The organism is Adlercreutzia equolifaciens (assembly GCF_029076695.1).
Taxonomy (GTDB): domain Bacteria; phylum Actinomycetota; class Coriobacteriia; order Coriobacteriales; family Eggerthellaceae; genus Adlercreutzia; species Adlercreutzia equolifaciens_A.
The window spans coordinates 511,797-534,304 of the sequence record NZ_JARFIK010000001.1 but is presented as its reverse complement, the minus strand read 5'-3'; the positions used below and the strand labels follow the sequence as shown (position 1 = coordinate 534,304).

The 22,508-nt window shown below is 61.5% G+C and carries 20 protein-coding genes; 5 read left to right on the top strand and 15 right to left on the bottom strand.

The window, feature by feature from the left end:
- Positions 1-44: 44 nt before the first annotated feature.
- A complete protein-coding gene (locus tag PZH32_RS01930; protein WP_275205943.1) occupies positions 45-902 on the bottom strand; it encodes a DUF364 domain-containing protein in 858 nt (285 codons plus the stop codon).
- A gap of 144 nt (positions 903-1,046) precedes the next feature.
- On the opposite strand from PZH32_RS01930, the gene PZH32_RS01925 reads away from it, so the two are divergent.
- The 3 genes from PZH32_RS01925 to PZH32_RS01915 are packed head-to-tail and all read left to right on the top strand — an operon-like array spanning position 1,047 to position 4,065.
- Entirely contained in the window at positions 1,047-2,096 is a 1,050-nt protein-coding gene (locus PZH32_RS01925) for a FecCD family ABC transporter permease (protein ID WP_275205942.1), read from the top strand.
- The gene (locus PZH32_RS01920; protein WP_275205941.1) at positions 2,093-2,875 is read left to right on the top strand and encodes an ABC transporter ATP-binding protein; all 783 of its coding nucleotides are present in this window, start codon (positions 2,093-2,095) and stop codon (positions 2,873-2,875) included. Before PZH32_RS01925 ends, PZH32_RS01920 begins: the two co-directional genes overlap by 4 nt.
- 29 nt (positions 2,876-2,904) lie before the next feature.
- On the top strand, positions 2,905-4,065 hold the full coding sequence (locus PZH32_RS01915) for an ABC transporter substrate-binding protein (protein WP_275205940.1): 1,161 nt from the start codon (positions 2,905-2,907) through the stop codon (positions 4,063-4,065).
- Between the two features lie 78 nt (positions 4,066-4,143).
- On the opposite strand, the gene PZH32_RS01910 is transcribed toward PZH32_RS01915, so the two are convergent.
- On the bottom strand, positions 4,144-5,001 hold the full coding sequence (locus PZH32_RS01910) for a pyridoxamine kinase (RefSeq protein WP_275205939.1): 858 nt from the start codon (positions 4,999-5,001) through the stop codon (positions 4,144-4,146).
- Positions 5,002-5,310: 309 nt separating this feature from the next.
- Between PZH32_RS01910 and PZH32_RS01905 the strand changes: the two genes are divergently transcribed.
- Positions 5,311-6,270 (top strand): hypothetical protein, encoded by a 960-nt coding sequence (locus tag PZH32_RS01905; RefSeq protein WP_275205938.1) that lies wholly within the window; start codon positions 5,311-5,313, stop codon positions 6,268-6,270.
- A 33-nt stretch (positions 6,271-6,303) separates the two neighbouring features.
- Here PZH32_RS01905 and PZH32_RS01900 read toward each other — a convergent pair whose 3' ends face one another.
- The 11 genes from PZH32_RS01900 to PZH32_RS01850 all read right to left on the bottom strand — a co-directional run bounded on the left by PZH32_RS01900 (position 6,304) and on the right by PZH32_RS01850 (position 16,101).
- Positions 6,304-7,365 carry a nucleoid-associated protein gene (locus PZH32_RS01900; protein WP_275205937.1) on the bottom strand — a complete coding sequence of 354 codons (1,062 nt, stop codon included), beginning with the start codon at positions 7,363-7,365 and terminating at the stop codon, positions 6,304-6,306.
- Between the two features lie 38 nt (positions 7,366-7,403).
- Positions 7,404-8,486: a helix-turn-helix domain-containing protein gene (locus PZH32_RS01895; protein WP_275205936.1), complete on the bottom strand. Its 1,083-nt coding sequence runs from the start codon at positions 8,484-8,486 to the stop codon at positions 7,404-7,406.
- Positions 8,487-8,623: 137 nt separating this feature from the next.
- The gene (locus PZH32_RS01890; RefSeq protein WP_275205935.1) at positions 8,624-9,166 is read right to left on the bottom strand and encodes an NYN domain-containing protein; all 543 of its coding nucleotides are present in this window, start codon (positions 9,164-9,166) and stop codon (positions 8,624-8,626) included.
- 4 nt (positions 9,167-9,170) lie between these two features.
- Positions 9,171-9,437: a DUF6485 family protein gene (locus tag PZH32_RS01885; protein WP_275205934.1), complete on the bottom strand. Its 267-nt coding sequence runs from the start codon at positions 9,435-9,437 to the stop codon at positions 9,171-9,173.
- Position 9,438: 1 nt separating this feature from the next.
- On the bottom strand, positions 9,439-10,212 hold the full coding sequence (gene rlmB / locus PZH32_RS01880; RefSeq protein WP_275205933.1) for a 23S rRNA (guanosine(2251)-2'-O)-methyltransferase RlmB: 774 nt from the start codon (positions 10,210-10,212) through the stop codon (positions 9,439-9,441).
- A gap of 160 nt (positions 10,213-10,372) precedes the next feature.
- The gene (locus PZH32_RS01875; protein WP_275205932.1) at positions 10,373-10,804 is read right to left on the bottom strand and encodes a PIN domain-containing protein; all 432 of its coding nucleotides are present in this window, start codon (positions 10,802-10,804) and stop codon (positions 10,373-10,375) included.
- Entirely contained in the window at positions 10,801-11,118 is a 318-nt protein-coding gene (locus PZH32_RS01870; RefSeq protein WP_275205931.1) for a hypothetical protein, read from the bottom strand. Before PZH32_RS01870 ends, PZH32_RS01875 begins: the two co-directional genes overlap by 4 nt.
- A gap of 356 nt (positions 11,119-11,474) precedes the next feature.
- Entirely contained in the window at positions 11,475-11,954 is a 480-nt protein-coding gene (locus PZH32_RS01865) for a phasin family protein (protein WP_275205930.1), read from the bottom strand.
- 125 nt (positions 11,955-12,079) lie between these two features.
- On the bottom strand, positions 12,080-13,840 hold the full coding sequence (locus PZH32_RS01860) for a proline--tRNA ligase (protein WP_275205929.1): 1,761 nt from the start codon (positions 13,838-13,840) through the stop codon (positions 12,080-12,082).
- Complete coding sequence (gene ispG, locus PZH32_RS01855; RefSeq protein WP_275205928.1) at positions 13,837-14,907, bottom strand: flavodoxin-dependent (E)-4-hydroxy-3-methylbut-2-enyl-diphosphate synthase; 1,071 nt, start codon at positions 14,905-14,907, stop codon at positions 13,837-13,839. Before ispG ends, PZH32_RS01860 begins: the two co-directional genes overlap by 4 nt.
- Positions 14,908-14,988: 81 nt before the next feature.
- Positions 14,989-16,101 (bottom strand): site-2 protease family protein, encoded by a 1,113-nt coding sequence (locus tag PZH32_RS01850; protein ID WP_275205927.1) that lies wholly within the window; start codon positions 16,099-16,101, stop codon positions 14,989-14,991.
- A 416-nt stretch (positions 16,102-16,517) separates the two neighbouring features.
- Between PZH32_RS01850 and PZH32_RS01845 the strand changes: the two genes are divergently transcribed.
- Positions 16,518-20,072 (top strand): VaFE repeat-containing surface-anchored protein, encoded by a 3,555-nt coding sequence (locus PZH32_RS01845; RefSeq protein ID WP_275205926.1) that lies wholly within the window; start codon positions 16,518-16,520, stop codon positions 20,070-20,072.
- Between the two features lie 207 nt (positions 20,073-20,279).
- Here PZH32_RS01845 and dxr read toward each other — a convergent pair whose 3' ends face one another.
- The gene (gene dxr, locus PZH32_RS01840; RefSeq protein WP_275205925.1) at positions 20,280-21,530 is read right to left on the bottom strand and encodes a 1-deoxy-D-xylulose-5-phosphate reductoisomerase; all 1,251 of its coding nucleotides are present in this window, start codon (positions 21,528-21,530) and stop codon (positions 20,280-20,282) included.
- 42 nt (positions 21,531-21,572) lie between these two features.
- The gene (locus PZH32_RS01835; RefSeq protein WP_428994017.1) at positions 21,573-22,439 is read right to left on the bottom strand and encodes a phosphatidate cytidylyltransferase; all 867 of its coding nucleotides are present in this window, start codon (positions 22,437-22,439) and stop codon (positions 21,573-21,575) included.
- Positions 22,440-22,508 lie beyond the last annotated feature (69 nt).

Sequence of the window (22,508 nt, the reverse complement as noted above, 5' to 3'; positions counted from 1 at the left end):
CCTCTCGCTTTCCATCGCCCTGAAGCAGAAGCCGATAGCGCCTGCTAGGCCTCCGGGTTCTTCAAGGCCGCCATAGTCAGCGCCTCGCCAAACAACTGCCCGGCGCCGTTCTTGACGGCAAACGCGGCCTTCTCCGGGTCGGCCACCACGCTGCCGGCCAGCATGTCCACGCCCCAGCGGAACAGGAACGGCGCCATGACCACGCTGGGTCCCACGAACACCGTCTTCGCGTTCGCAGCCAAATCCAGTAGACGCGGTGCCGTCTTGTTGATAAGCGTCACGCCCGTCATGAACAGGTAGTCGGCGCCGGGGATCACATACTCGCAGGCTGGATCGGGCACATCGTTGGCCTGGGTACACTTGCGCTCGAGCACGGTCAGACGCGCGTACTCCTCGATGCGCTCCACATGGGGGAAGTGACCCACCACCACTACGGAGGCGTCACCTGCTGCCGTGATTTCCGGCCGGTACATCTCGAAGGCGTCCATCTTGCGCACCGTGCCGTCAGGCACCTCGACGGCCGCGTCGTACACGCAACCCAGCGGATCAAGCAGCCCGTGCTGAGAATACCACGCGTTCAGCGCCGCCACGCCCAGGCTGGCCTCCTCGAAGCACCACGACTTCGCCAGCTCGGCCACCGTACGCAAGGGCAGACCGCGCAGGTCATCGCCGTAGCGGCGCTTGGCACCGCCCGTGGTGGTGAAGCTCACGCCCATGCCGCTGTCGGCCGCCACGTAGGACCAGTGGGTACCCAGGCAATAATCACGCACCACTACATCCTCGGGAATGCCGGCAATGAGATGGTTGTACAGCTTCCACGGGGTGTTCGGCTCGTTCGTGCCCGGGAACTGAATGGGTCCTCCCGCACTCGCCGTGCAGCAATCCTTTTCGGCGCAGCCCATCTGTTTCCTTTCTCTCGCCAGCGACTCGAAGTACTTCCGGCAAAGTGTCCCTCAAATCCGCTTTCTCAATTCTTTCATCATTGCTATGGTAACGAATTATCCTTCTCTGTAAATTATCTATAATAAAGGATATAATTGGCTGCCATGAAGAATACCGAGCATACCCTCAATCGCCCCACGGTCTCCGCAGCCGCTCGTCGCGGGCGTCTCGTCGTGCTGGGCCTCGCCATCGCCCTGGTAGTGGCAGCTGTGGCATCTCTCATGCTCGGCCGCTACCCCATCGATCCCGGCCAGGCGCTGGGCATGCTCGTCAACCAGATCATCCCCCTCGATCCTACCTGGACCGATCAGCAGGCAACGCTCTTCTTCAACGTGCGCCTGCCCCGCATCCTGCTGGCCCTCCTGGTAGGCTGCTGTTTGGCCCTCGCTGGCGCCGCCTATCAGGGCACCTTCCAAAACCCCCTTGTCTCGCCGGACATCCTGGGCGCCAGCCAAGGTGCCGCCTTCGGTGCGGCCGTGGCCATTCTGCTGGGTCTCAGCTCAGTCATGACCTCCGCCTTTGCCTTCGTCTTTGCCTTGATCACCGTCTTCCTGGTGCTGCTTATCAGCTCGCGCGCCCGCGGCAACCATATGATGGTGGTCGTGCTGGCCGGCATTATGGTCAGCTCGCTGTTCCAGGCTGGCGTATCTTACGCAAAGCTGGTAGCCGACCCCACCGATGAGCTGGCCGACATCACCTACTGGCTCATGGGCTCGCTCACCGGTGCGAACATGGGCAAGATTGCCATGGTCTTCCCGGTCATGCTTGTCGGCTGCGCGGTGCTGTTCGCCCTGCGCTGGCGCATCAACATTCTCACCATGGGCGACGACGAGGCGGCCACCATGGGCGTGAACGCTCGCCGCACGCGCATCGTCGTCATTGTGGCCGCCACCCTCATCACAGCTGCCAGCGTGTGCGTCACCGGCATGATCGGCTGGGTGGGCCTGGTTATTCCGCACCTGTGCCGCATGATGGTAGGCGCCGATTACCGCAAGCTCATTCCCGCCTCCATGCTCATGGGCGCCACGTTCCTGCTGGTCGTTGACGATATTGCCCGCCTGGCAACCACCGCGGAAATCCCCATCGGCATCCTCACGGCCTTCGTAGGCGCGCCGTTCTTCCTGTATCTCATCACGCGGAAGAAGAAGATATGAGCATCGAAGTCAAAAACCTCTGCTTCTCTTACGGCTCCCGCGAGATCTTGCACGACCTGACCTTCACCATTCCCGATGGCACCCTGGTTAACGTGTTGGGGCCCAACGGTGTGGGCAAGTCCACGCTCTTCCGCTGCATTCTGGGCCTCAATCCGAACTTCCTCGGCACTATCCTGGTGAACGGGAAGGACTTGAAGCGCCTGAGCATTCGGGAGCGCGCCCGAGAGATTTCCTACATTCCCCAGAGCCACGCCTCGGTCTACGACTACGAGGTGGTAGATGTGGTGCTCATGGCCACGGGCAGCGACTTGAAGATGCTCAGCACCCCGGGCCCCGCCCAGCTGAAGCGAGCCCACGAGGCGCTTGATCGCATCGGCATCGGGCACTTGGCCCACCGCACTTACACGCAAATTTCCGGTGGCGAGCAGCAGCTGGTGCTCATTGCTCGCGCTATTGCCCAGAATGCCCAAACCATCATCATGGACGAGCCCACCAGCGCCCTGGATTACGGAAACACGGTGCGCGTGCTCTCGTGCGTGCGCCAGTTGGCCCGCGAGGGGCTTTCCATTGTGCAGTCGACCCACAACCCCGACCATGCGTTTCTCTATTCCGATCAAACCATGGTCATCAACCAAGGCCACATCCAGGCCTACGGCAATCCCCACGACGTCATCACCTCTGAGCTGATCAGCGATTTGTACGGCATCGAGGTGGATGTCAATTCCCTTTACGGCGACAAGGTGCGCGTCTGCGTGCCCGTCAGCGAAATAGAGTCCTAATTGGGAGGAACTGAAAAGGAGTTACATCTATGTTGAAGACCCTGCAAACCCACCGCCGCTCCTGGGCGGCCTTGGTCGGCGCTGTAGCGCTGAGCGCCTGCTTGGCCTTCGGCCTTGCTGGCTGCTCGTCCAACGAGGAAGCAGCCAGCAGCGACCCTGCCGCATCGACGCAGCAGAGTGCCGATCAGAGCACCGAGGCCGATACCGTCACCTTTACCGACGACCTGGGCCGCACGGTCGAGCTGCCCGCCACCATCGACCGCATTTGCCCCTCGGGCTTCACCGCCCAGCAGGTGCTGCTGACCATCGCCCCCGACAAGATGGTGGGTCTGGCTCAGGAGCTTACCGATGATCAGCTGAAGATCTTCGGCCAGAAGTTCGCCGACTACCCGGTGTTCGGCGCCGTGCTCGGCGCTACCGACAACCTGAACCGCGAGGCGGTAGCTGCCGCGAACCCCCAGGTGATCATCGATACCGGCGAAGCTAAGGAAGGCGCCGAGGACGACCTGAACGCCCTGCAGGAGCAGCTGGGCATTCCCGTGGTGTTCATTGAGGCGAAGCTGTCCGACTACGGCGCGGCCTATGCGCGCCTCGGCGAGCTGCTGGGCATGGAATCCCGCGGCGATCAGCTGTCCCAGTACTGCACCGACATCTACCAGAAGGTGGAAACGGTCATGGCGGGTATTCCCGAGAGCGAGCGCGTGCATATGGCCTACCTGCTGGGCGAGAACGGTCTGAACGCCATCGCCAAGACCTCGTTCCAGGGTGCCGTGGTGGACATGGTGGCCGACAACGTGGTTGTCGTGGAAGAGGCTTCGGGCAAGGGCACGGGCAACGAAGTGAGCCTCGAGCAGATTGCCCTGTGGAACCCCGATCTCATCATCTTCCAGGAAGGCAGCATCTACGACACTGTGGGCGACAACCCGGCCTGGGCCGGCATTGCCGCCATCGACAACGACAACTACTATCAGGTGCCCAACGACCCGTGGTGCTGGATGAACAACCCGCCGACGGTGAACCAGCTCATGGGCCTGCAGTGGCTGCCGCGCCTGCTGTACCCCGATAAGTTCGACGACACCATCGCCGACGTTACCCGCGAGTACTACCATCTCATGTACAACTACGACCTGACCGACGGGGAGCTGAACGACCTCATCGAGGACGCCATCCCCCGCGCCGCCAGCAACTAGGCTCAAACAAGCAGCCCCAAATGCAAGAGACCCGCCCCTTTTCGGGGCGGGTCTCTTTTTGCATATCAGCCTTGGCAGTTAGTCCAACAGCGCCGTTACCTTGCCCAGCAGCGGCTCGAAGGAAACGCCGCGAGCCTCGAAGTCGGGCTGTTTGGCGGATACCAGCATGGCGTCAGCCGTGAAGTCGGCGGCGAAGGCCGTAGCCTCGGCCAAGCTCGAGCCCGTCATGACGGCGGCCAGCAGCGTGCTGGCGAACACGTCACCCGTGCCGTGGAGCATATAAGGCAGCTTGGCGTTGGTGGTCTCGGTGAACTCCACCGAGTCGCCCCACACGTAGTTGTGGATGAGGCCATCGCCGTGCTCGATGCCCTTGAGCACCACGTTCTTCGCGCCGCGCTCGCGCAGCTCCAGGATCATGGCGCGCACCGTTTCCTCGTCCACGTCGCAGCCCTGCCACTCGCGACCGAGGATAATGGCCGCCTCGGTAAGATTCGGCGTGAGGATGTCGGCGCCGTTGGCCAAGGTGCCCATGGCCTCCACCAGCTCCGGCGTGTAGGTGGGGTACACCTTGCCGTGGTCGGCCATCACCGGATCCACCACGCGCAGGGCCTTGGGGTAGCGCTCCCACACCTGCTTGATGATATCCACCTGCTTGGGCGCGCCCAAAAAGCCCGAGTACACGGCATCCAAGTCGACGCCGATACCCTGCCAAGCCGCCAGGTAATCCTCCAGGATGTCCGTGGTGTCGTGCATGTACCACCCCGGGAAAGCCGTGTGGCTGGAGAACAGCCCCGTGGGCACCGGGCACACGTCGCACCCCGCCGCCGACAGCACGGGGATGGCCACGCCCAGCGAGCACTTGCCGTAGCCGCACAGGTCGTGAATGGCCGCCACACGGGGAATGTAGGCATCTTCGCGTTCGTAGAGATTCGCCATGAAGGCTCCTTCCATGAGGGGCGGGAGTGCCTGCCGGCCAGCACTTAAACTCACCCAAGGTGAGCGTGGGGCAACGTGCTCCGAAGCTCGCGCCAAGATTCAGACGGCGCAACTCCCGCCACTTTCGTTCGCGCTCGATTCTACTCGTCTTGCCGTCGCACGGCCCTAGATTTTTCCGATGGCCCCTAAAGATCGGCCCGATTGGCTGCGAAAACGCAGTATCCGCCCACAATCCGGTGACGCTTTCGGTCATGAAAAGGCCGCTTCGTTCAGAAAACCCTAGGATGAAGGCGAAAGGAGGCAGAAGCCGTGAGCCTATTCCTCGAACCCTTGGACGATCCCTATGGCTACGATGCCTATCGCCTGCTGCGCTCGAAAGTAGTGCCCGCTGGTTTGGCCACCATTGTGCTGGGCATGGCCCTCGGCTCGTTTTCCCTCTGGCTTCCGCCCCTGCGCAACGAGGACGCCCACGCCATCGCCACCGAGCTCACCGACTTTCTGGGCATGGTGTCGGGCGGCGCGCTCAACATCAGCTTCGCCGACAACAACGCCACCATTTCCCTGGTGGTTATGATCTTCCTGATCATCGGCTTCGCCTTGCTGGGCTACGCGCGCAACAACCGGAAGAACTACATGACCGCCTATCCGCGCATCACCAACTTCTACACGCCCTCGCAGAAGGCCCAGGCTCTGAAAGTGCGGCGCCGCTGGATTCTGGCCGGCGCCATCGGCCTTGGGCTGTCAGCCTGCCTGGGAGGCGCCGTGGCCGCTGCCGAAGCGCCCTTGGGGCTCGACCTTACCACCCATCGCGGCTCGGCTATTCCCGTAGGGCTGTTCCTGCTCGGCGCCGCCCCCAGCCTGTGGATGATTGCCCACGGCGTTATCGTAGGCGACCGCGTGGACATCTTTGAGTACAACTACCAGGCCTTAAGCCTAACGAACCGCTACGACATCCGCGTAAACCAGGCTGGCGCGCGCCAGCACGTCATGCTGGGGGAACAGCGCATCGCCTCTCGCTTCCACGTGGTCAACCGCTGCATTCTGGGCGTGGGCATCTTCCTCACCATCATGCTCTGGGTCGTGCCCTCCCTACACACGAACTTCGCCCCCGTGCCCCTTTTGGCGGCCTGCACCCTGTGGTACGTCGTCTACAAAGTAGGCGAGCAACTGGCAAAACACCGCTACGAAGCCCCCGACCCCGACACCGACGAAGTAGAAGAAAGCGCCGCCCTAGCCAAACAGCAGAAGCCCCCAAAGTTCAAGGCGTGATGGATAAACGCAGCGCGGACGACCCAGCCCAGTTTACCGGTTCTCAATAGACCCGATATTCTTAAGAGCAATCTCAATACGCCCATCGGGCGTGCTAAAGAACTCAATGAACTCGGCGTTTTCGCCATACTCGGCCGGGAAGGTCAGCTCAATACCCGTGTCGGTGCGAATCTTGTGGGTACGCGCGACGCGCTTGGCCACCGCCTTCTCCACCACCACGCGCTCCGGCAGCACCCCCTCGTCCACCGCACGGTCAAAACGCTCCGCCACCTGAGGGGCATCGGCGAACACCTCGCGGCCCAGCTCGTGGGCGTCCACCTCGTCGGACTCCTCGGCGCGCTCGGCCACGTAGGCCTTGGCCCGCGACAGCGCTACCGCCGTATTGGCGCCGTACTCCTTGGCCACTTCCTCCACCACCGTGGTCACCGCTTCCAGCACCTCTTTGGAGGACGCCTCCATGGAGCACTGCAACAAGCCATCGGGGATGATCCAGCGCTTCTCGCCGGCAATCTCGCGCTCCTTGTCCACAAACCACACCTCCATGCCCTCGGCGGCAATAAGGGCAAAGGAGGCCACCTTCTGCGAAGGGTTCGGCAGAATGGCGTGATGGCGCGCAATAGTAGTGGCCGTGTCGCCGAAGTCGTTGGAGCCCACCTCGTGCATGTAAGCCTGGCGCGCCTCCAACAAAATAATGGCGAAGTAGCGCGGGCCCTGGGCCTTGTAGGAAGCCTCGGCCTCCTCGTCGGTCATCTCGCGCACCGTCTCATCAAGATCGCCCTCGAAGTCCACCACCAGCACATCGGTGGAAGGCGTCTTCTCCATGCGACCCAACTCGCCGGCCACGAACTCGGCAATCTGTTGGGAAAGCCCCACGAAATCGCGCTCGCCGCGGAAGTAGCTGCGCAGCTCTTCGGCAAACAGGCTATCGGCGGCAAACTGCCCGCGCTTACTGTCCAAGTTGTTGAGCGTGCGCCGCGCCTGAGACGTCACGTAGCGCTTGGCCACCTTGTTGGAGAAATCCATCGGCGCCTGGGCATACACGTTCACGCAGGACACAAAATCGAGCACATGCAGAATAGCCTGATTGATCTTCATAGGTTCCTTCCCTTTTCAGCTCTGGTCGGGAACAAGCATTATAGCGAAGGAGCGCCTCCCTCTGCGGTTTCGTCGGCATCCCGAGGAGCCTCCCCTTCGGCAGAGGGTACCGCCTCTTCCACCTCAACCTCGATCTTCTCCGACGCTGATGAGCGGGAGCGCCACCATTCGGCCGTCTTTACAATGAGCACTTCCACCAGGGGAATGGTGAGGAAAATAACCCAGGCCGGCCCGTACCAGTTGCCGTCGATAAACACAATCCAGATGAACCAAATAACGGCACCCAGCGGATACAGTGCGCACAGGAACGGCACGATCCGCCGCGAGGCTACGACGCCTCCGATGAGATAGTAAAGGGGAATCAACGCCAGCAAAATTAGCCCCGAAGTCCACGTGGTCTTCGACAGCATGCCCAGCACCAAATAAGCCACCAGCATAATGGCCCAGAAGGGGAACTTGTTCCATTTTCGCAGGAAGTCCCGGTTCACCGAGTCCCATCCGTGTTCACGGGTGAAAACATGGTTCGCCGCGCCGGGCTTTTGCGTGTTGACCCGCACGCCGTCCCAGCCCACGTGCACTTCCTCCCCATGGCGATCAACCACATGAACGCCGTCGGCCCAGGACACATGCACATGATCCTTGCCGTCAGCCACGTCGATACCGTCGAAGCCGATGTGAACGTTGCCCTTCCCCTCTTTCTCGAAATTGAGGCCGTCCTCGGCTGCAGAGACGTCACCGACATCGGAAGACTCCGCACCGTCTGCTTCGCCATCGGCCGCCGAGGCACTCCCATCCGAGGACGGGGCGTCAGGTTCGGACGGCGCACTTGCTCCAACCGCCGCGGCCCTAGTTGCACCTGCGCCCTTCTGCGTTCGAGCACGATCGGCCGCTTCGAAGGCCACATCGTCTTCAATGGACTCATCCACGTACAGCAGCTCGTCAAGAGATACGCCGTACAGCTTGGCCAGCGCAATAAGGTTGTCAGTATCGGGCGAAGACTCGGAGCGCTCCCACTTGGAAACGGCTTGGCGCGACACCCCCAACTTCTCGGCCAGGGCCTCTTGGGAGAGTCCCGCAAGCTTGCGTCGGGCGGCCAGTCGCTCGGCGATCTCAACGTTCATGGTGTGCTGCCTTTCTGCTTCGAAGAGAATCTGAAATCGTCTTCGAGCCTACCGAATTCGCCGCCGCACCGAAACCAATTCCCGTTGTCATTTCCCGCAATTATTGGTTGCGGAGGATTTGACCTGGGGTTTTACCGCTATTTTCCGTCGCGCAGCGCCTTTAGCTTGGCCAGGGTGTCGGCGGGGATGCGCTCGGCCACGGTGTTCTTGCGGGCCACTTTCGGCGAGTCATCAAGGCGCGCCTGCTCGTAGTACTCCCCCACTTCGTGGGAGAAGCCGTCGGCGCTCATGCGGTCGACGCCGCCGCCGAACACGGTGTCCTGGATGCTGGCGTCGCTGGTAACCACCATGGTCTCAATACCGCGCTTGCCCGCGTCGTAGGCCAGCTTCTCGATAACCTTGTCGGCCGACTGTCCCGCAGGCGAGAACATAATGCGAATACCGCCGATCTTCTGGCTCTTCCCTTCGGAGAAGTCGTTGCCACCGCCATCAAAGACAATGATGGCGCCCATGTCGTGGCCGGCGTAGTTGATAACGTCGTTGATAAGCTTGTCGCGAGCCGCGTTCCACCAATCGTCGGTATAATCCTCGGCGGTTTCGGGCAGGCGGCGGTAACGACTGCCGCTGCGCAGCACGTTGTACCCGTCTACGATGAGCATCTTTTTGCGCTGCTTCGCCAAAGCGCTATTCCTCTGCAGCCGCCTTGGCCGCATCAGCGGCGGCGATGACGTCCACCTGTCCGGCGGCACGCTGGGCATCCACCACGGACAGGGCGAAGTCCTCGAAGTAGTAGCCCTCGCAGCGCTCGCTGCGGCCCACCATCTTGAACAGACAGCTGGGCACCTCGCGCTCTTGCTGGTTCTTCATAATGCACGGCGTGCACCCTTTATCATGGTTGACGGGATGGAAAGGGCACGCGTGATCAGTGCAGCTGCAGTAATCGGCCTTCATGCTACGCCCCCGCTCCCTCGCCGGCCGTCCAATTCTGGCGCAGCCACTCGTACATGCAAGCGGTGGAAGCCTGGGCCACGTTGAGCGAGGAAATCTCGCCCACCTGGGGCAGCTTCACCCCGAAGTCGCAGTTCTCCAGCACCAGGCGCGAAACACCCTCGCCCTCATTGCCCATGACCAGGGCAATCTTCCCCTTCAGGTTGGCCTGCCAGATGAGGTCGGCAGCATGCTCGGTGGCAGCGGCCACCCAGAAGCCCTCTTCCTTCAGGCGGTCGAGCGTGCTCACGATATTGGCCACCTGGCTGACGGGAATGTGCGAGATAGCCCCGGCCGAGCTCTTGTAGGTAGCGGCCGTTACGCGCGCGGCACGCTTATTGGGGATAACAATGCCCGCAGCGCCCACCGACTCGGCAGAACGGGCGATGGCGCCCAAGTTGCCCGCGTCAGTAATGTGGTCGAGCACCACCACCAACGCACGGCCGTCGTACTCTTCGGCTGACTTGGCAGCGGCCTCCAGAATGGTGGTCACGTTCACGTACTTGAACGGCTCCGCCTCGGCCATGACGCCCTGATGGCTGCCGCGCTCGGAGATCTCATCGAGCTTCTTCTTCGACACCTTCTTGATGGGCACATCCAGGTTCTTCGCCTTGCGCTGGATGTCGCGCACCAGGCCGTCGGCCTGGCTCAGGTTGTCGGCCATGAGAATGTACTTCAGTGGCACACTGGTACGCAGCGCCTCGATAACCGGGCGCTTGCCCTCGATAAAATCAGCCATAGGTTCACTTTCCGCGAAAGAGTCTTGTCAGTCGCTTCAGTGTACCACGGAAGCAAGGCCGCCCCGCACCCCCAACGGCCAACTGCGCCGAAGCGTCATGGAGGGAAAGGACGTATGCTGGGCTGAGACTAGCTTTCGAGCCGCTCAGCCACCTGGCTGCTTATGGTAAGTCGATGACCTCCACGCCCCGTTCCTTGATAAACTCCGTTGGCGTGTAGCGACGAATGTTCAAGTTCTGGAAGGCGGCTGCATCGCGCGTGACGATACAGTCCACCTCGTCCGAAAGAGCGGCGGCTGCCACAATACCGTCCTCGTAGTCGGGCCGCTCCAGCTTCACCGCTTTGCGACACACCCAATCGTCTACCGTGAGCGCACGGGCTAACTCCAGCATTTTTCCTACCGCCTCATAGGCGACTTCAGCGCTTTCCATGCGCTCAACAATAAAGAAAACGTCTTTGAGCGACGTGGCCGCCATACATATCTCATCACTCTCGTCCAAACAGTCGACGAGCGCCATGAAAGAATCCAGGTAGAACCCCTCACGACCCAGCACGATGTCGAGCCATACATTGGTATCAAAGAGCACCTTCATACAAGCGCCTCGTACTTCTCCATAAGGCCCTGAAACCGAAGGTCATCCAACTCTTCATCAGCCACGCACGATGCTGACGGCACGATGGCCAGGAGGCTGCGCGCAATCATCTTCTTGCGCGTCTGTTCATCTGCCTGGGCTTCATCTTGTTCCGCCAGAACGAAGTCGGGCACCTCGTGCGTGCGAGCCATGACGCCCCACAGTGCACGAATGGCCTGCGTGGTCGAGATGCCGTTTTTCCTCAGAACACTGTCGCCGCGCTCTTTAAGAGTCGGACTGAGTCGCACATTAATAGTTGCCGTCGTATCTGCCATGGCTCCTCCCAGGTACATGCTTTGCATTATTGTAATGCAAAGCATGTACCTTGGACAAGCGACAACATCGTTCGCCCTTGGACGGCACTTTTATGCCAGCGCTGCCTCAAGCGCATGACGCATGAACTGCGATCGCGTCTCATGAAGACTGGCCGCTTTCTCGTCCATTTCGCCCAAAACAGGTAAGGAATCTGCGTTTTGTTAGCAGCTCCACCGTGGGCCGCCTTGCAAGCAAGAGCGGCGTGACCGCACCAGGGAAAGCGCCGAAGCTCGAAGCCCTTTTCTCCACTGCCCTCCCCAACAAAAAGAGACGGGCCGAAGCCCGTCTCTTTCTGAGGACGTTGTTGGGCAGCGCGTTACTGCTGATCGCCCTCACTGGTATCACGTGCGGCAATCTCGGCTGCCTTGGCAGCGAACTCGGCGCGCTGCTCGGGCGTCATGACCGCCATCTGGGCCTCCAGCACGTCGTGCTTCAGAGCCTCGGCGAAGCTAGCGGAATCCTTCTTGGCGTTGTCCGTGGCCATCTCGGCCTGAGAGCGCGCGAAGGACACCGCGGACTGGCCCTGCTCCTTCAGCAGCTCAGCCGCCGTCTTCGCCTGATCGCTCATATGGCTGGCAGCCGCCTGCGTCTGCTGGCCCACGCGCTCGGCCGTAGTCTGGGCCTGCTTCAACACCTCAGAGTTGATTTCCTTGCCCTGCTCCACGGTAATTTCACCCTTGGCGATCAGCTGCTCCACCAGCTCCTGAGTCTTTTCCGCCCCCAGCGCCATGGCGCCCACGCCGGCGAGAAAAATGTCCTTCAGCCCGTCGGCGAAGTTCGGAGTATTCGCAGTCATTTCGAGGCCTCCCGTTCCTGTTTGAGTTAGCTTCTCCATCATAGGCGGCGCACGCCCCCAGAAACGCCGACGGGGCGGTAGTGTTACCGCCCCGTCAGAGGTTGATTGAATTGGTAAGGTTTAGCTTACCCGAAAATAGCCTCGAAAGAGCCGGTGCCAGCGCCGTGCAGCGTGTTGTCGCGCATAGCGCGGCGGGCGAAGCCCATCATCTCAGCGAAGGTCTCGCGCGAGACGTCCTTCTTCTCGCCAGTGCGGCGCAGCTTCATTTCCACTTTGCCTTCCTTCAGGCCGCGCTTGCCCACAATAACCTGGACCGGCCAACCGATGAGGTCGGCGTCGTTGAACTTCACGCCGGCGCGCTCGTCGCGGTCGTCGATAACCACCTCGAAGCCCAAATCGGACAAGTCGCGGGCAATCTTCTCGGCCGCGGGCTGAACCTCGTCATCGCCCACGGTCAGCGGGATGACGCAGATGTGCGCCGGCGCCACGGACAACGGCCACTGGATGCCGTTCTCGTCGTGATGCTGCTCGACCACAGCGGCCATAGTGCGGCTGATGCCCACGCCGTAGCAGCCCATGATGAAGGGCTTCTCCTCGCCGTCCTCGTCCATAAACGTGGCGCCCATGGCCTTGGAATAGCGATCGCCCAGCTGGAAGATCTGCGCCACCTCGATGCCGCGGGCGCCCTCCAGGGGCAGGCCGCACTCCGGGCAGCAGTCGCCGGGCTTTACCGTGGCCAGATCGGCCCACTCATCCACCGTGAAATCCTGACCCAGGCGCGCGCCCACGTAGTGGTAGCCGTCCTCGTTGGCGCCCACCACCCACTGCGGCACCGCCTGCAGGCTGGTGGAAGCAATGACGCGAGCGTTCTCGGACAAGCCCACCGGGCCCATGGAGCCCTTGCACAGCCCGAAGGACTTCATCTCGTCATCGGTCAGCAGCGTGAAGCCCGGCACCACGCCCTCGATCTTCAGCTCGTTCAGCTCGTGGTCGCCGGGGATGAACACAGCCACCAAATTGCCCTCGGCATCTTTGCCCGAGAGGGCCTTCACCGTAGATGACTCGGGGATGCCCAGGAACTCCGCCAGCTCGGCGATGGTGTGCACGCCCGGCGTGGCAATCTTCTCCATGGCGTCCACCTCATAGACCGTGGGGCGCGCCATGCACGCGCCGGCCTCGGCGTCGGCCGCATAACCGCAGGAGCAGTACACCAGATCAGCCTCGCCGGAATCGGCCAGGGCCATGAACTCGGTAGTCACCTTGCCGCCAATCTGGCCGCCGTCGGCCTCTACCTCGCGATAGTCCAAACCGCAGCGCTCGCAGATAGCCCCATAGGCCTTCCCCATCTCGTCATAGGTTTCCTGGAGCGACTCCTGGGTGGCGTTGAAGCTGTAAGCGTCCTTCATCACGAACTCGCGGCTGCGCAAAAGGCCGAAGCGCGGACGGATTTCGTCACGGTACTTCGTCTGGATTTGGTACAGGTTCTGCGGCAGCTCCTTGTAGGAACGCAGCTCGTTGCGCACCAGCGACACGATGATTTCCTCATGGGTGGGACCCAGGCACATCTCGCGATCGTGGCGGTCCACCAGGCGCATCAGCTCGGGGCCGTAGGCGTTCAAGCGGCCGCTTTCCTCCCACAGCTCGGCCGGCTGCAGCACCGGCATGAGAATTTCCTGAGCACCAGAGGCGTTCATTTCCTCGCGAACAATGTCCTCGATCTTCTTCAGCACGCGGAAGCCCAGGGGCAAAAACGAATAGAGGCCCGAAGCCGTCTTGCGCAGCATGCCGGCGCGCAACAGCAGACGCGCGCTGTCAATGTCGGCGTCGGACGGATCCTCCTTCAAGGTGGGGGCGTACAACTTGCTCATGCGCAGAACTTGACTCATAGGTTCTCCAACTCTTCCAGTAGGGCAGGCACAATGTCTGACTCATTAACTTTGCGAACGATTTTACCATGGGAGAAAACGACGCCCGAGCCGGCGCCGCAGGCCACCCCAATATCAGCATCGGCGGCTTCGCCGGGGCCGTTTACCACGCACCCCATCACCGCCACTTTCACGGGCTTCTGCACGGAAGCCAGATGCTCTTCCACTTCGCGGGCCAGGCCGATCAGGTCTACCTGACAGCGCCCGCAGGTGGGGCAGCTGATAAGCTCTGGTGCACGGCGACGCAAATCGAGGGCTCCCAGCAGCGTCCAGCAGGCACGCACCTCCACCACCGGGTCGTCGGTCAGCGAGATGCGCATGGTGTCGCCGATGCCCTCTTCCAGCAGCACGCCCAGGCCAGCGGCGGATTTGATGATGCCCTGGAACGCCGTGCCCGCTTCGGTGACCCCAATGTGCAGCGGCACCTCGGGCAGCTCGGCGGCCAGAAGACGGTAGGTGTCGATGGTGGTTTGCACGTCATGGGCCTTGGCGGAAACGGCCAAATCGAAGAAACGGCACTCATCTTCGAAGAATCGCACATACTGGCGCGCCGACGCCACCAACTTCTCGGGCAGCGTCAAATCCTGGCGCTCGGCAATGGCATCGTCCAGCGAGCCCGCGTTCACCCCGATGCGAATGGGGATGCCCGCCTCGCGTGCCGCCTCAATGACGTCGCGCGTTGCCTCGAGACCTCCGATGTTGCCGGGGTTGATGCGCAGCTTGGCCGCTCCGCGCCGCGCTGCCTCAATGGCAATGGTGGCATCGAAGTGAATGTCAGCCACTACGGGCAGCGGCGAGGCAGCGCACACGGCCTCGAAGGCATCCAAGCACGCACGGCGCGGAATGGCCATGCGCACAATCTCGCATCCGGCCTCGGCCAGAGCCTCGATTTGAGCCAGGTTGGCCGCCACATCGTCGGCCGGGGCATTCAGCATCGACTGCACCGCCACCGGCGCGCCCCCGCCCACCGGCGCCGCGCCCACCATAATGCGGCGCGTCCGCTGATGCGGCTTCATATTCTCATCCATAAGACTTCTTTCTCAAGAAAGAACCAGTCCAGTTATTATATCCCGCATGTGCGCCCCAGGAAGTCAGCGAGGCTCCGACCCCTATCCCCAGTTGCCGAAGACAAACCTCTGGATGTCCTGGTTCAGCATGATGACGAAGAGACCCAGGAACAGCGCCATGCCGGCCATGGACATATAGTTCATCACCTTCTGGGATACCGTCTTGCGCGTGCCCTTCTGGAACACCTCCACCACAAAACGTCCGCCGTCAAGGGGAGGAATGGGCAGCAGGTTCATGATGCCCAGCGACACCGAGATCATGGCCATGAACTCGAGCCCCTCGATCAGGCCAGCCTGGAAGTAATCCTTCGACATGACGGCAATGCCCACAATGGACGTGGAGTCGGACACCGTCTGAGCCGCCGTGGCCGGATTAAAGAGGCCCACCACAGCCTGAATGACCATGCCAATGTAGGTAAAGCCCGCCTGCAACGCCTGAAGCACCGAGGCATGAATGGTGATCAACTCGCCTGTCTCGGGATGCTGCACCTGAAAGCCGATGATCGAGAACACCAAAACGAAGACGAGCATGGCGAACAAGAGGTTCATGGCAATGCCCGCCAGCAGAATAACCGAGCGCTTCCAGAACGGCAGCGAGCGATACTGCTGAGAGTACTCGCTGTCGTACAGCGCGCGCGGATCATCAACCGGACGCGCCTCGCCCAGCTGATAGGAAGCAAGCGCCGGCTTTCCCGCCTTGGCCGCCTTGCGCTGCTGACGCTTGGTGGGCATCACGCGCGGAGCGCGATAGGTGTTGAACTGGTCCTGCTTGGTGGGGCCGATGACGCTGCCCCACTCCACCAGTTCCTCCAGCGCCTCGTAGGCCTCGTCGTCGGTGATGCCGCAGTCAAGGGCAATGTCCTCCATGTTCGCCGTACCGCGGCGATAGAGCGCAGCAAGCACTTCCTGCAAATGGGGCTGCATCGGTCCCGCCTCCATGCCGCACACCTTGGCGTAACCGCCCAGGGGGACGGCCGTCACGCCGAAGCGCGTCTCACCGCGGGTAAAGCCAATCGAGGGGCCGGGCAGACCCAGCATGAACTCGGTTACGCGCACGCCGAAGGCACGGGCCGCCAGATAATGGCCGCCTTCGTGAATGAACACCAGAAAGCCGATGACAATAACGGCACAGACCAGAATGATAAGAAGATCCATGTAAGCCCTCCTTGAGGGAACGGGGAAACGTACAGCAAAAGTAAAAGGCCGCGAATCACCGTCCGCAGCTTGGTTTCGCAGCCCATTATAAAGAGCAGGGTAAACGCGGGCCCTCACAACGCCCTCTCTCGCGAAATCCCTACAACACACGGGCATTTCTTCGCAGTTTCTTCACGACGCCTCCCGTCATTATCTCCTCCATGAACCTCGTAAGCGAACCGAACGCGAACCAGAGCCGACGGCTTCGCGAAGCTCCTGCGATTGACCGCACCTATGGTGCCCCCAGTCGGGTGTCTCGCTGCCAAACGCCAACCCACTCTCTCGGCCCCTTTTCTTCCGTGGACGTTTTGATGCAGCGGACACCCGATTGCTGTTTCATTCGTTGTCGCGTACGCAACGCGCAGAAAGGAGAGCCCATGAACCCCGCTCAAGCCGTTTCCTTGCGAGCCGCCCCGCCCGCACCCCAAAGACCTGTCCTGCCCGTTCCTCTTCTTCTCCGCGCGTCGTTGGCCCTGCTTTTGGCCCTGGGTCTTTTCACGGTTTTCTTGCCCGCCTCATCGGCCGCCTATGCGTCGGCGCCGTCGACGGTGCAGGTGGTCCTTCACTTCAAGGACAACAGCCTGGAGACCGTGGATTTCGCCAGCTATGACGCCGCGGCTGCCGTTGAAGGCGATACTCTGGTAGTACGCGTGAACGAAGACCCCAAAGCACTGTCTTTCGATTCCCCTCTTTCCTTCGAGGTCTACGACCAGTTCGCCACCTTTGATAATCGGCAGCGCGACATCACGGATCTCTGCCGCTACGACGCGGAAGCCGGCACCGTCACCATCCCGCGCGACGCCATTACCGACGAGAGCACTCTGGCCATTGTTTTCTGGCTCACCCCCGCCTACCCGGCCTACGAGCGCTACGTGACCGCCGATCTTGATACTAGCGACCTGGTTCTCACCCATCAGGGCGCCGAGATCACCTTCCAGTCCGACGTCCCCGATCTTGTGGCCCAAGCACAGCAAGAAAGCTATACGACCGACGGGCTGACCTTGCAAAGCGACACTGCGTTCCCAGGCGAAAGCGAGAAGCACTACCTCCTCAACCCGCGCACGCGTCTTGAGAATTTCGACCCCCGTATGAAGGCGAAGCAAGAGGCCTTTGGCTTTCCCTCGGGCATGATCGGACAACCTGGTTTCGGCGTATTCTTCGGTTGCGGACGAAGCTTCCAAGAAGGCACCCTGGAGAAAGAAAATTGGGATGACCGCATACTCAACACCAACGCAAGCACCTATGACGAGGCCGTTGAGATGTTCTTCAAGTATCTGCTTGCTGCCCACCAAGGTTCGCGTGCCAGATTCGCTGTTTCGACTGACGGAAGCGATTTTCGCCCTTGCTATATAACCTCCGGAGAGTTCTTCTACGACGACGGATTCCTGCCTGGCAGCGCACCCGAGAACAAAGCGATGGCTCATGGCGTGAGCGACACTTCCGAGTTTTCCAACAGTGGGGGCCTCTTGATGACCAACGAAGAAGGCGATAACTATATTGCCTTTAAAGGCGTCTATAACGGATCCGATCCCCACTATGCCGGTTGGCTTAAGTTCTATTACAAATTCGATGTCAAATATGCCTCTTCAGGACTGCTCTTTCCAAACATTTTTGGCTATGTCCTCGTCCCGCCTACTTTCTCTGGAAGAGCTCAAGTCATCAAAGTCTCATCCAATCCAGACATCTTAAATACCTCCCCCGATCACTCCCTCGAGCACGCCGTCATCGTTGCGTATTCCCAAAAGTCGAAAGCCGAGAAGCTCATTGACTCCCAAAATCGCAAGCAGTTTTCCACCTGGGAAGAGGCGCGCGACTGGGCGCAGTCGGATGCTGATATGACCTTCGTCACCAAGGCCGACGGGAAGAGCAACATCGTAGAGGATGCGCGACCGGGGACCTACTATGCCGTGGAGCTTTTCGCTCCTCCGGGCTTCCGTCTCTCTGACGACATCAAAACTCTGTCGGTGCAGCCCCGCGAAAGCCAGGACAACCCCGATACCGTCACCTTCGTCGATTATCCCGAAGGCGGCGTCATCGAGCTAGTCAAGGCTTCTTCCAATCAAGGGCTGACCGACGGCAACCCCTCCTACTCGCTGGACGGCGCCACCTACGGCGTGTTCACCGACGCCGCCTGCCTGAACAAATTCGGAGAGATTTCCGTGACCCTGAACGATCGCGGCCTGGCCATAGGACGCCTTACCGACGTGCCCTTGGGCTCCTACTGGGTGAAGGAGACCACGCGCGCTGCCCACGGCTACGCCCTCGACAGCCGCACCTACGCCGTCACCGTCACCGACGACGATGTAACCCGCGTCAACGACCCCGCTGTTAAGACCTATCCCAAGCTCAACCCGCTGCGCATTATGCTGCAGAAGCTGGACCATCAAACCCAGAAACCCCTCGCTCAAGGCGGAGCCAGCTTGGGCGACGCCCAATTCCGCGTGAACTACTACGCTACCCAGAAAGGCACCGCGGAATCCCTGGCCCAAGAGCAGCCCCGCGCTTCCTGGGTAGTACGCACCAACGACGAGGGCGTCTTCTCGCTCCAGGACGCTGATGGCTCGTTCACCCACCACAGCAGTCGCGGTGCCGACAAGGTGCTCCCCTACAAAGTATCCGGCTCTTCCTTCTACCGTGCCAGCGACAAGTCGCCGGCACTGCCCTTGGGCTCCTACACCATCCAGGAAATCCAGGCTCCGGAGGGTTATCTCGTCGACCCTGCCATTCATGTGCGCCACATCGATGACGAAGACCACGACCAGGAGTTCGTCGTCAACTTCCAAGCCATCCCCCACGATGACGGTTTTGCCAGTCAAGTGGCTCGCTCCGAGCTGACGTTCATGAAGAACGAACACGAGGCGCTGCAGGTTGCCGGCATCCCCTTTAAGGTCACTTCGAAGACAACAGGCGAGTGGCATATCCTGGTCACCGACAGCACGGGGCGCGCTTCTACGGCCGCCGCACCGCACTCGGAGCTCACCAACGGCAACGATGCACAGTTCCGCGCCGAGGATGGCAGCTTCGCGGCACCCTTCATTCTTGATGAGTCCACCCTCAACAGCCAGGCCGGCCTATGGTTCAGCGGCTCGTCGGAAACCGAAACGACCCCCGACGACGCCTTGGGCGCCCTTCCCTTCGATCAGTACGACGTCGAGGAGATTCGCTGCCTTTCCAACGAACTGTTCGATTTGAGCCAGGGCAACACCACCGTCGACACGGACGACCACGGCACCGTCATCGATATGGGCACCCTGAGCAGCTCTGATAACAATGGCCCCCGCATTGCCACCACCGCCCTCGATTTGGCTACCGATTCCCACGTTGGCGTCGTGCGCCCCGAGGCGGCCATTATCGATACGGTGTTCTACGAGGGTCTTACTCCCGGCCAAACCTACACGCTTACGGCCGTGCTCATGAACGCCACTACCGAAGCGCCCCTCGAGAACGACGGCGTGCCCGTTACCAGTGAGGCTTCGTTCACGCCCGAAGAGGCTTCCGGCTCCGTTGATATGAGCCTTTCCTTCTCGGCCGAGGATCTGAACGGCACCCGTGTTGTTGTTTTCGAGTCCCTCAGCCAGGAAGGCGAGGAAGTAGCGCTCCATGCCGATCTGGACAGCGAGGAGCAAAGCGTCACCTATCAGCTTGCGAGCAGCTCCGAAGCGGGCGAACCCGGCTCGGGCTCTGACGAGGCTGGCGGCAACGGAGACTCCTCCTCGGATGAACCAACATCCACCACCCTCAAGGACGGCTCCGAGGGAGGCTCTGGCAAAGGATCCGGCGACAGCTCTGGCTCTTCAAAAGCAGGCACAAAGCTTTCCCAGACCGGCGATGAGCACGAGACAACGGTTCGAGCCCTCAGCGCCTTGACGCTGCTGAGCGTCGCCGCGCTCTCCCTGGTGCTGTTCCGTCGCCTCCGTGCAAGCGCTGACTAACCGTCCGAAACATCGTCCCTTACGTTAAGAAGGAAGGCCGTCGCTAACTCCGGCCTTCCTTCTTTTGTGTCAATCGCTGAACAGTCCTTACGCTGACGCAGACGGGCACGCCCGCGCACCACAGCGCTGCGCGATCCTTTCTCAGTCCGATGCCCGACGCAACCCCACGTCATGCTCGGATCGGCGCTCTTCACAAGCGCCGCGCCCTTAGGCAAGCGGGTGCGTGCCGCACCAGCCGCGGGCGAACAGCCGCGTGCGCGCGTCGACCTCCTCCAGCTGCTCCAGACTTTCCACGGGCTCGACCTGGTGGGCATCCATGGCCGCCTCCACACAGGCAGCAATATCTAAGTAGCCGATGGATCCTGCCAGAAACTCGGCCACGGCCACTTCGTTGGCGGCGTTCATGACGCAGGGCAGCGTGCCCCCGCGCTCGCCCGCCGAACGGGCCAGGGCCAAGCAGCGGAACGTATGGGTATCGGGCGCGGCAAATTCCAAGGTTCCCAACGTCCGGAAATCCAGCGGTGCCACCGGAGCCTCCCAGCGATCGGGGTAGGACAGGGCGAACTGGATGGGAATGCGCATATCCGTAGTGCCCAGATGAGCCTTTACCGAGCCGTCGGTAAATTCCACCATGGAGTGAATGGCGCTTTGGGGCTGCACCACCACCTCGATCTTGTCGTAGGGCATGGCAAAAAGATGATGGGCCTCGATGACCTCCAGCCCCTTGTTCATGAGCGTGGAGGAGTCGATAGAGATCTTCGCTCCCATGTTCCAGGTGGGATGGGCCAGGGCCTGGGCCGGCGTAATGTGATGGAGATCGGCCCGCGTCTTGCCACGGAAGGGACCGCCCGAAGCCGTCACCCACAGCTTCGAAACCTCTCGGGGGTTCTCGCCCAACAGGCACTGGTAGATGGCCCCATGCTCCGAGTCGATGGGCATGAGCGCGCCAGCGGGGCCCACAGCCGGCGCCAGCCCGGCGGCGCGGCGCGCCTCGTCCACCTGGGCCGCCAGGGGCATGATGAGGTCGCCGCCTACCACAAGGGACTCCTTGTTGGCCAGCGCCAGCACTTTGCCGCAGGCCAGCGTCTCATAGCTGGCGCGCAGACCGGCAGCCCCCACCAGGGCGTTCACCACCACATCCACCTCGGGCAAACGCACCAGGTCAAGCACGGCGTCAGGCCCCACGCCCACAGTGCCCTCTTCGCCGGGATGAGCAGCCGCTATGGCGTCCACCACCTGCCGTGCCTCGTCGATGCGGCTGTCGGAAGCCAGCGCCTCATCGCCGAAAGCTACGTGGCAGACCTCAAAGGCGCGCGCCTGGGCCACTACCTCGTCGGTGCGGCTATGGGCCGCCAGGCCGACCACTTCAAGCTGATCGCTGTGCTGACGCACCACGTCAAGCGTTTGCGTACCAATGGAACCCGTTGAGCCCAGCACGACAATACGCCGCTTTTCCATGGGCGCTCCTTTCGCCAAATGGTTCGTTGGCGCTTTTCGCAGTTAGAAAAGCGCGTAGGGGATGCAACCGCCCACCACCAGCAAGATGGCGGCGGTGATGGAGGTAAGGAACAGCGAGTCGCTGCGATCGAGAAGGCCGCCATGACCGGGCATGATGGTGCCCGAGTCCTTGAAGCCCGAATTGCGCTTGATGCGGCTCTCGGCCAAGTCACCCAACACGCCCATGGCACCGGCAATAAGGCCGAATATCACCGCCTGCAGAATGCTCATGGTGACGCCGGGCACGAAGGTCATGGCGCACCAGAAGAGCACCGAGCCCACCAGGCCGGCAATAAAGCCTTCCCAGCTTTTCTTCGGGCTGGTGCGCGGCGCCAGCTTGTGCTTGCCAATTTTGCTGCCCACCAAGTAGGCGAAGGCGTCGTTGGCCCACACGCCCAGGAACAGCAGCAACACCATAACGCCGCCCCACGGATCGGGCAGCGACACGCGGATAACCACAAGGCCGCACAGCAAAAGCCCCGTGTAGGCCGCACCGAAAAAGCTGACGCCCACATCGGGGATGCGCGCGCGCAGCCAGAACACGTACCACACCAACAGCGCCAGCAGCAGCGCCAGACTCACGATCATGGCACCGACAAGCCCGGCCACGTACACGCTGGCCGGATAGAGCACCGCGGCAATAATGCCCAGCATCTCGTTGGGAAGCTTGGCGTCGGAGCGCAGCATGTAGAAGAATTCGCCGGCACAGATGCCGGCCACTGCCATGAGCATAAGCACCATGGGGATATTGCCCGCCAGCACGCAGATAACGGTGACGGCCGTATACACCACGCCCGTGCGGAAGCGCACCTGCAAATCCGAGGGGTTCTTCAACTTCTGCGGGGTTTTGTCGAGGGCCTTCTGCTTCAGCTGGTTGCGCTTTTCGGCGCGGGTCTCCCGCTTTTCCTGAAGCTGCTGGGCTTCCTCTTCAGACAGATC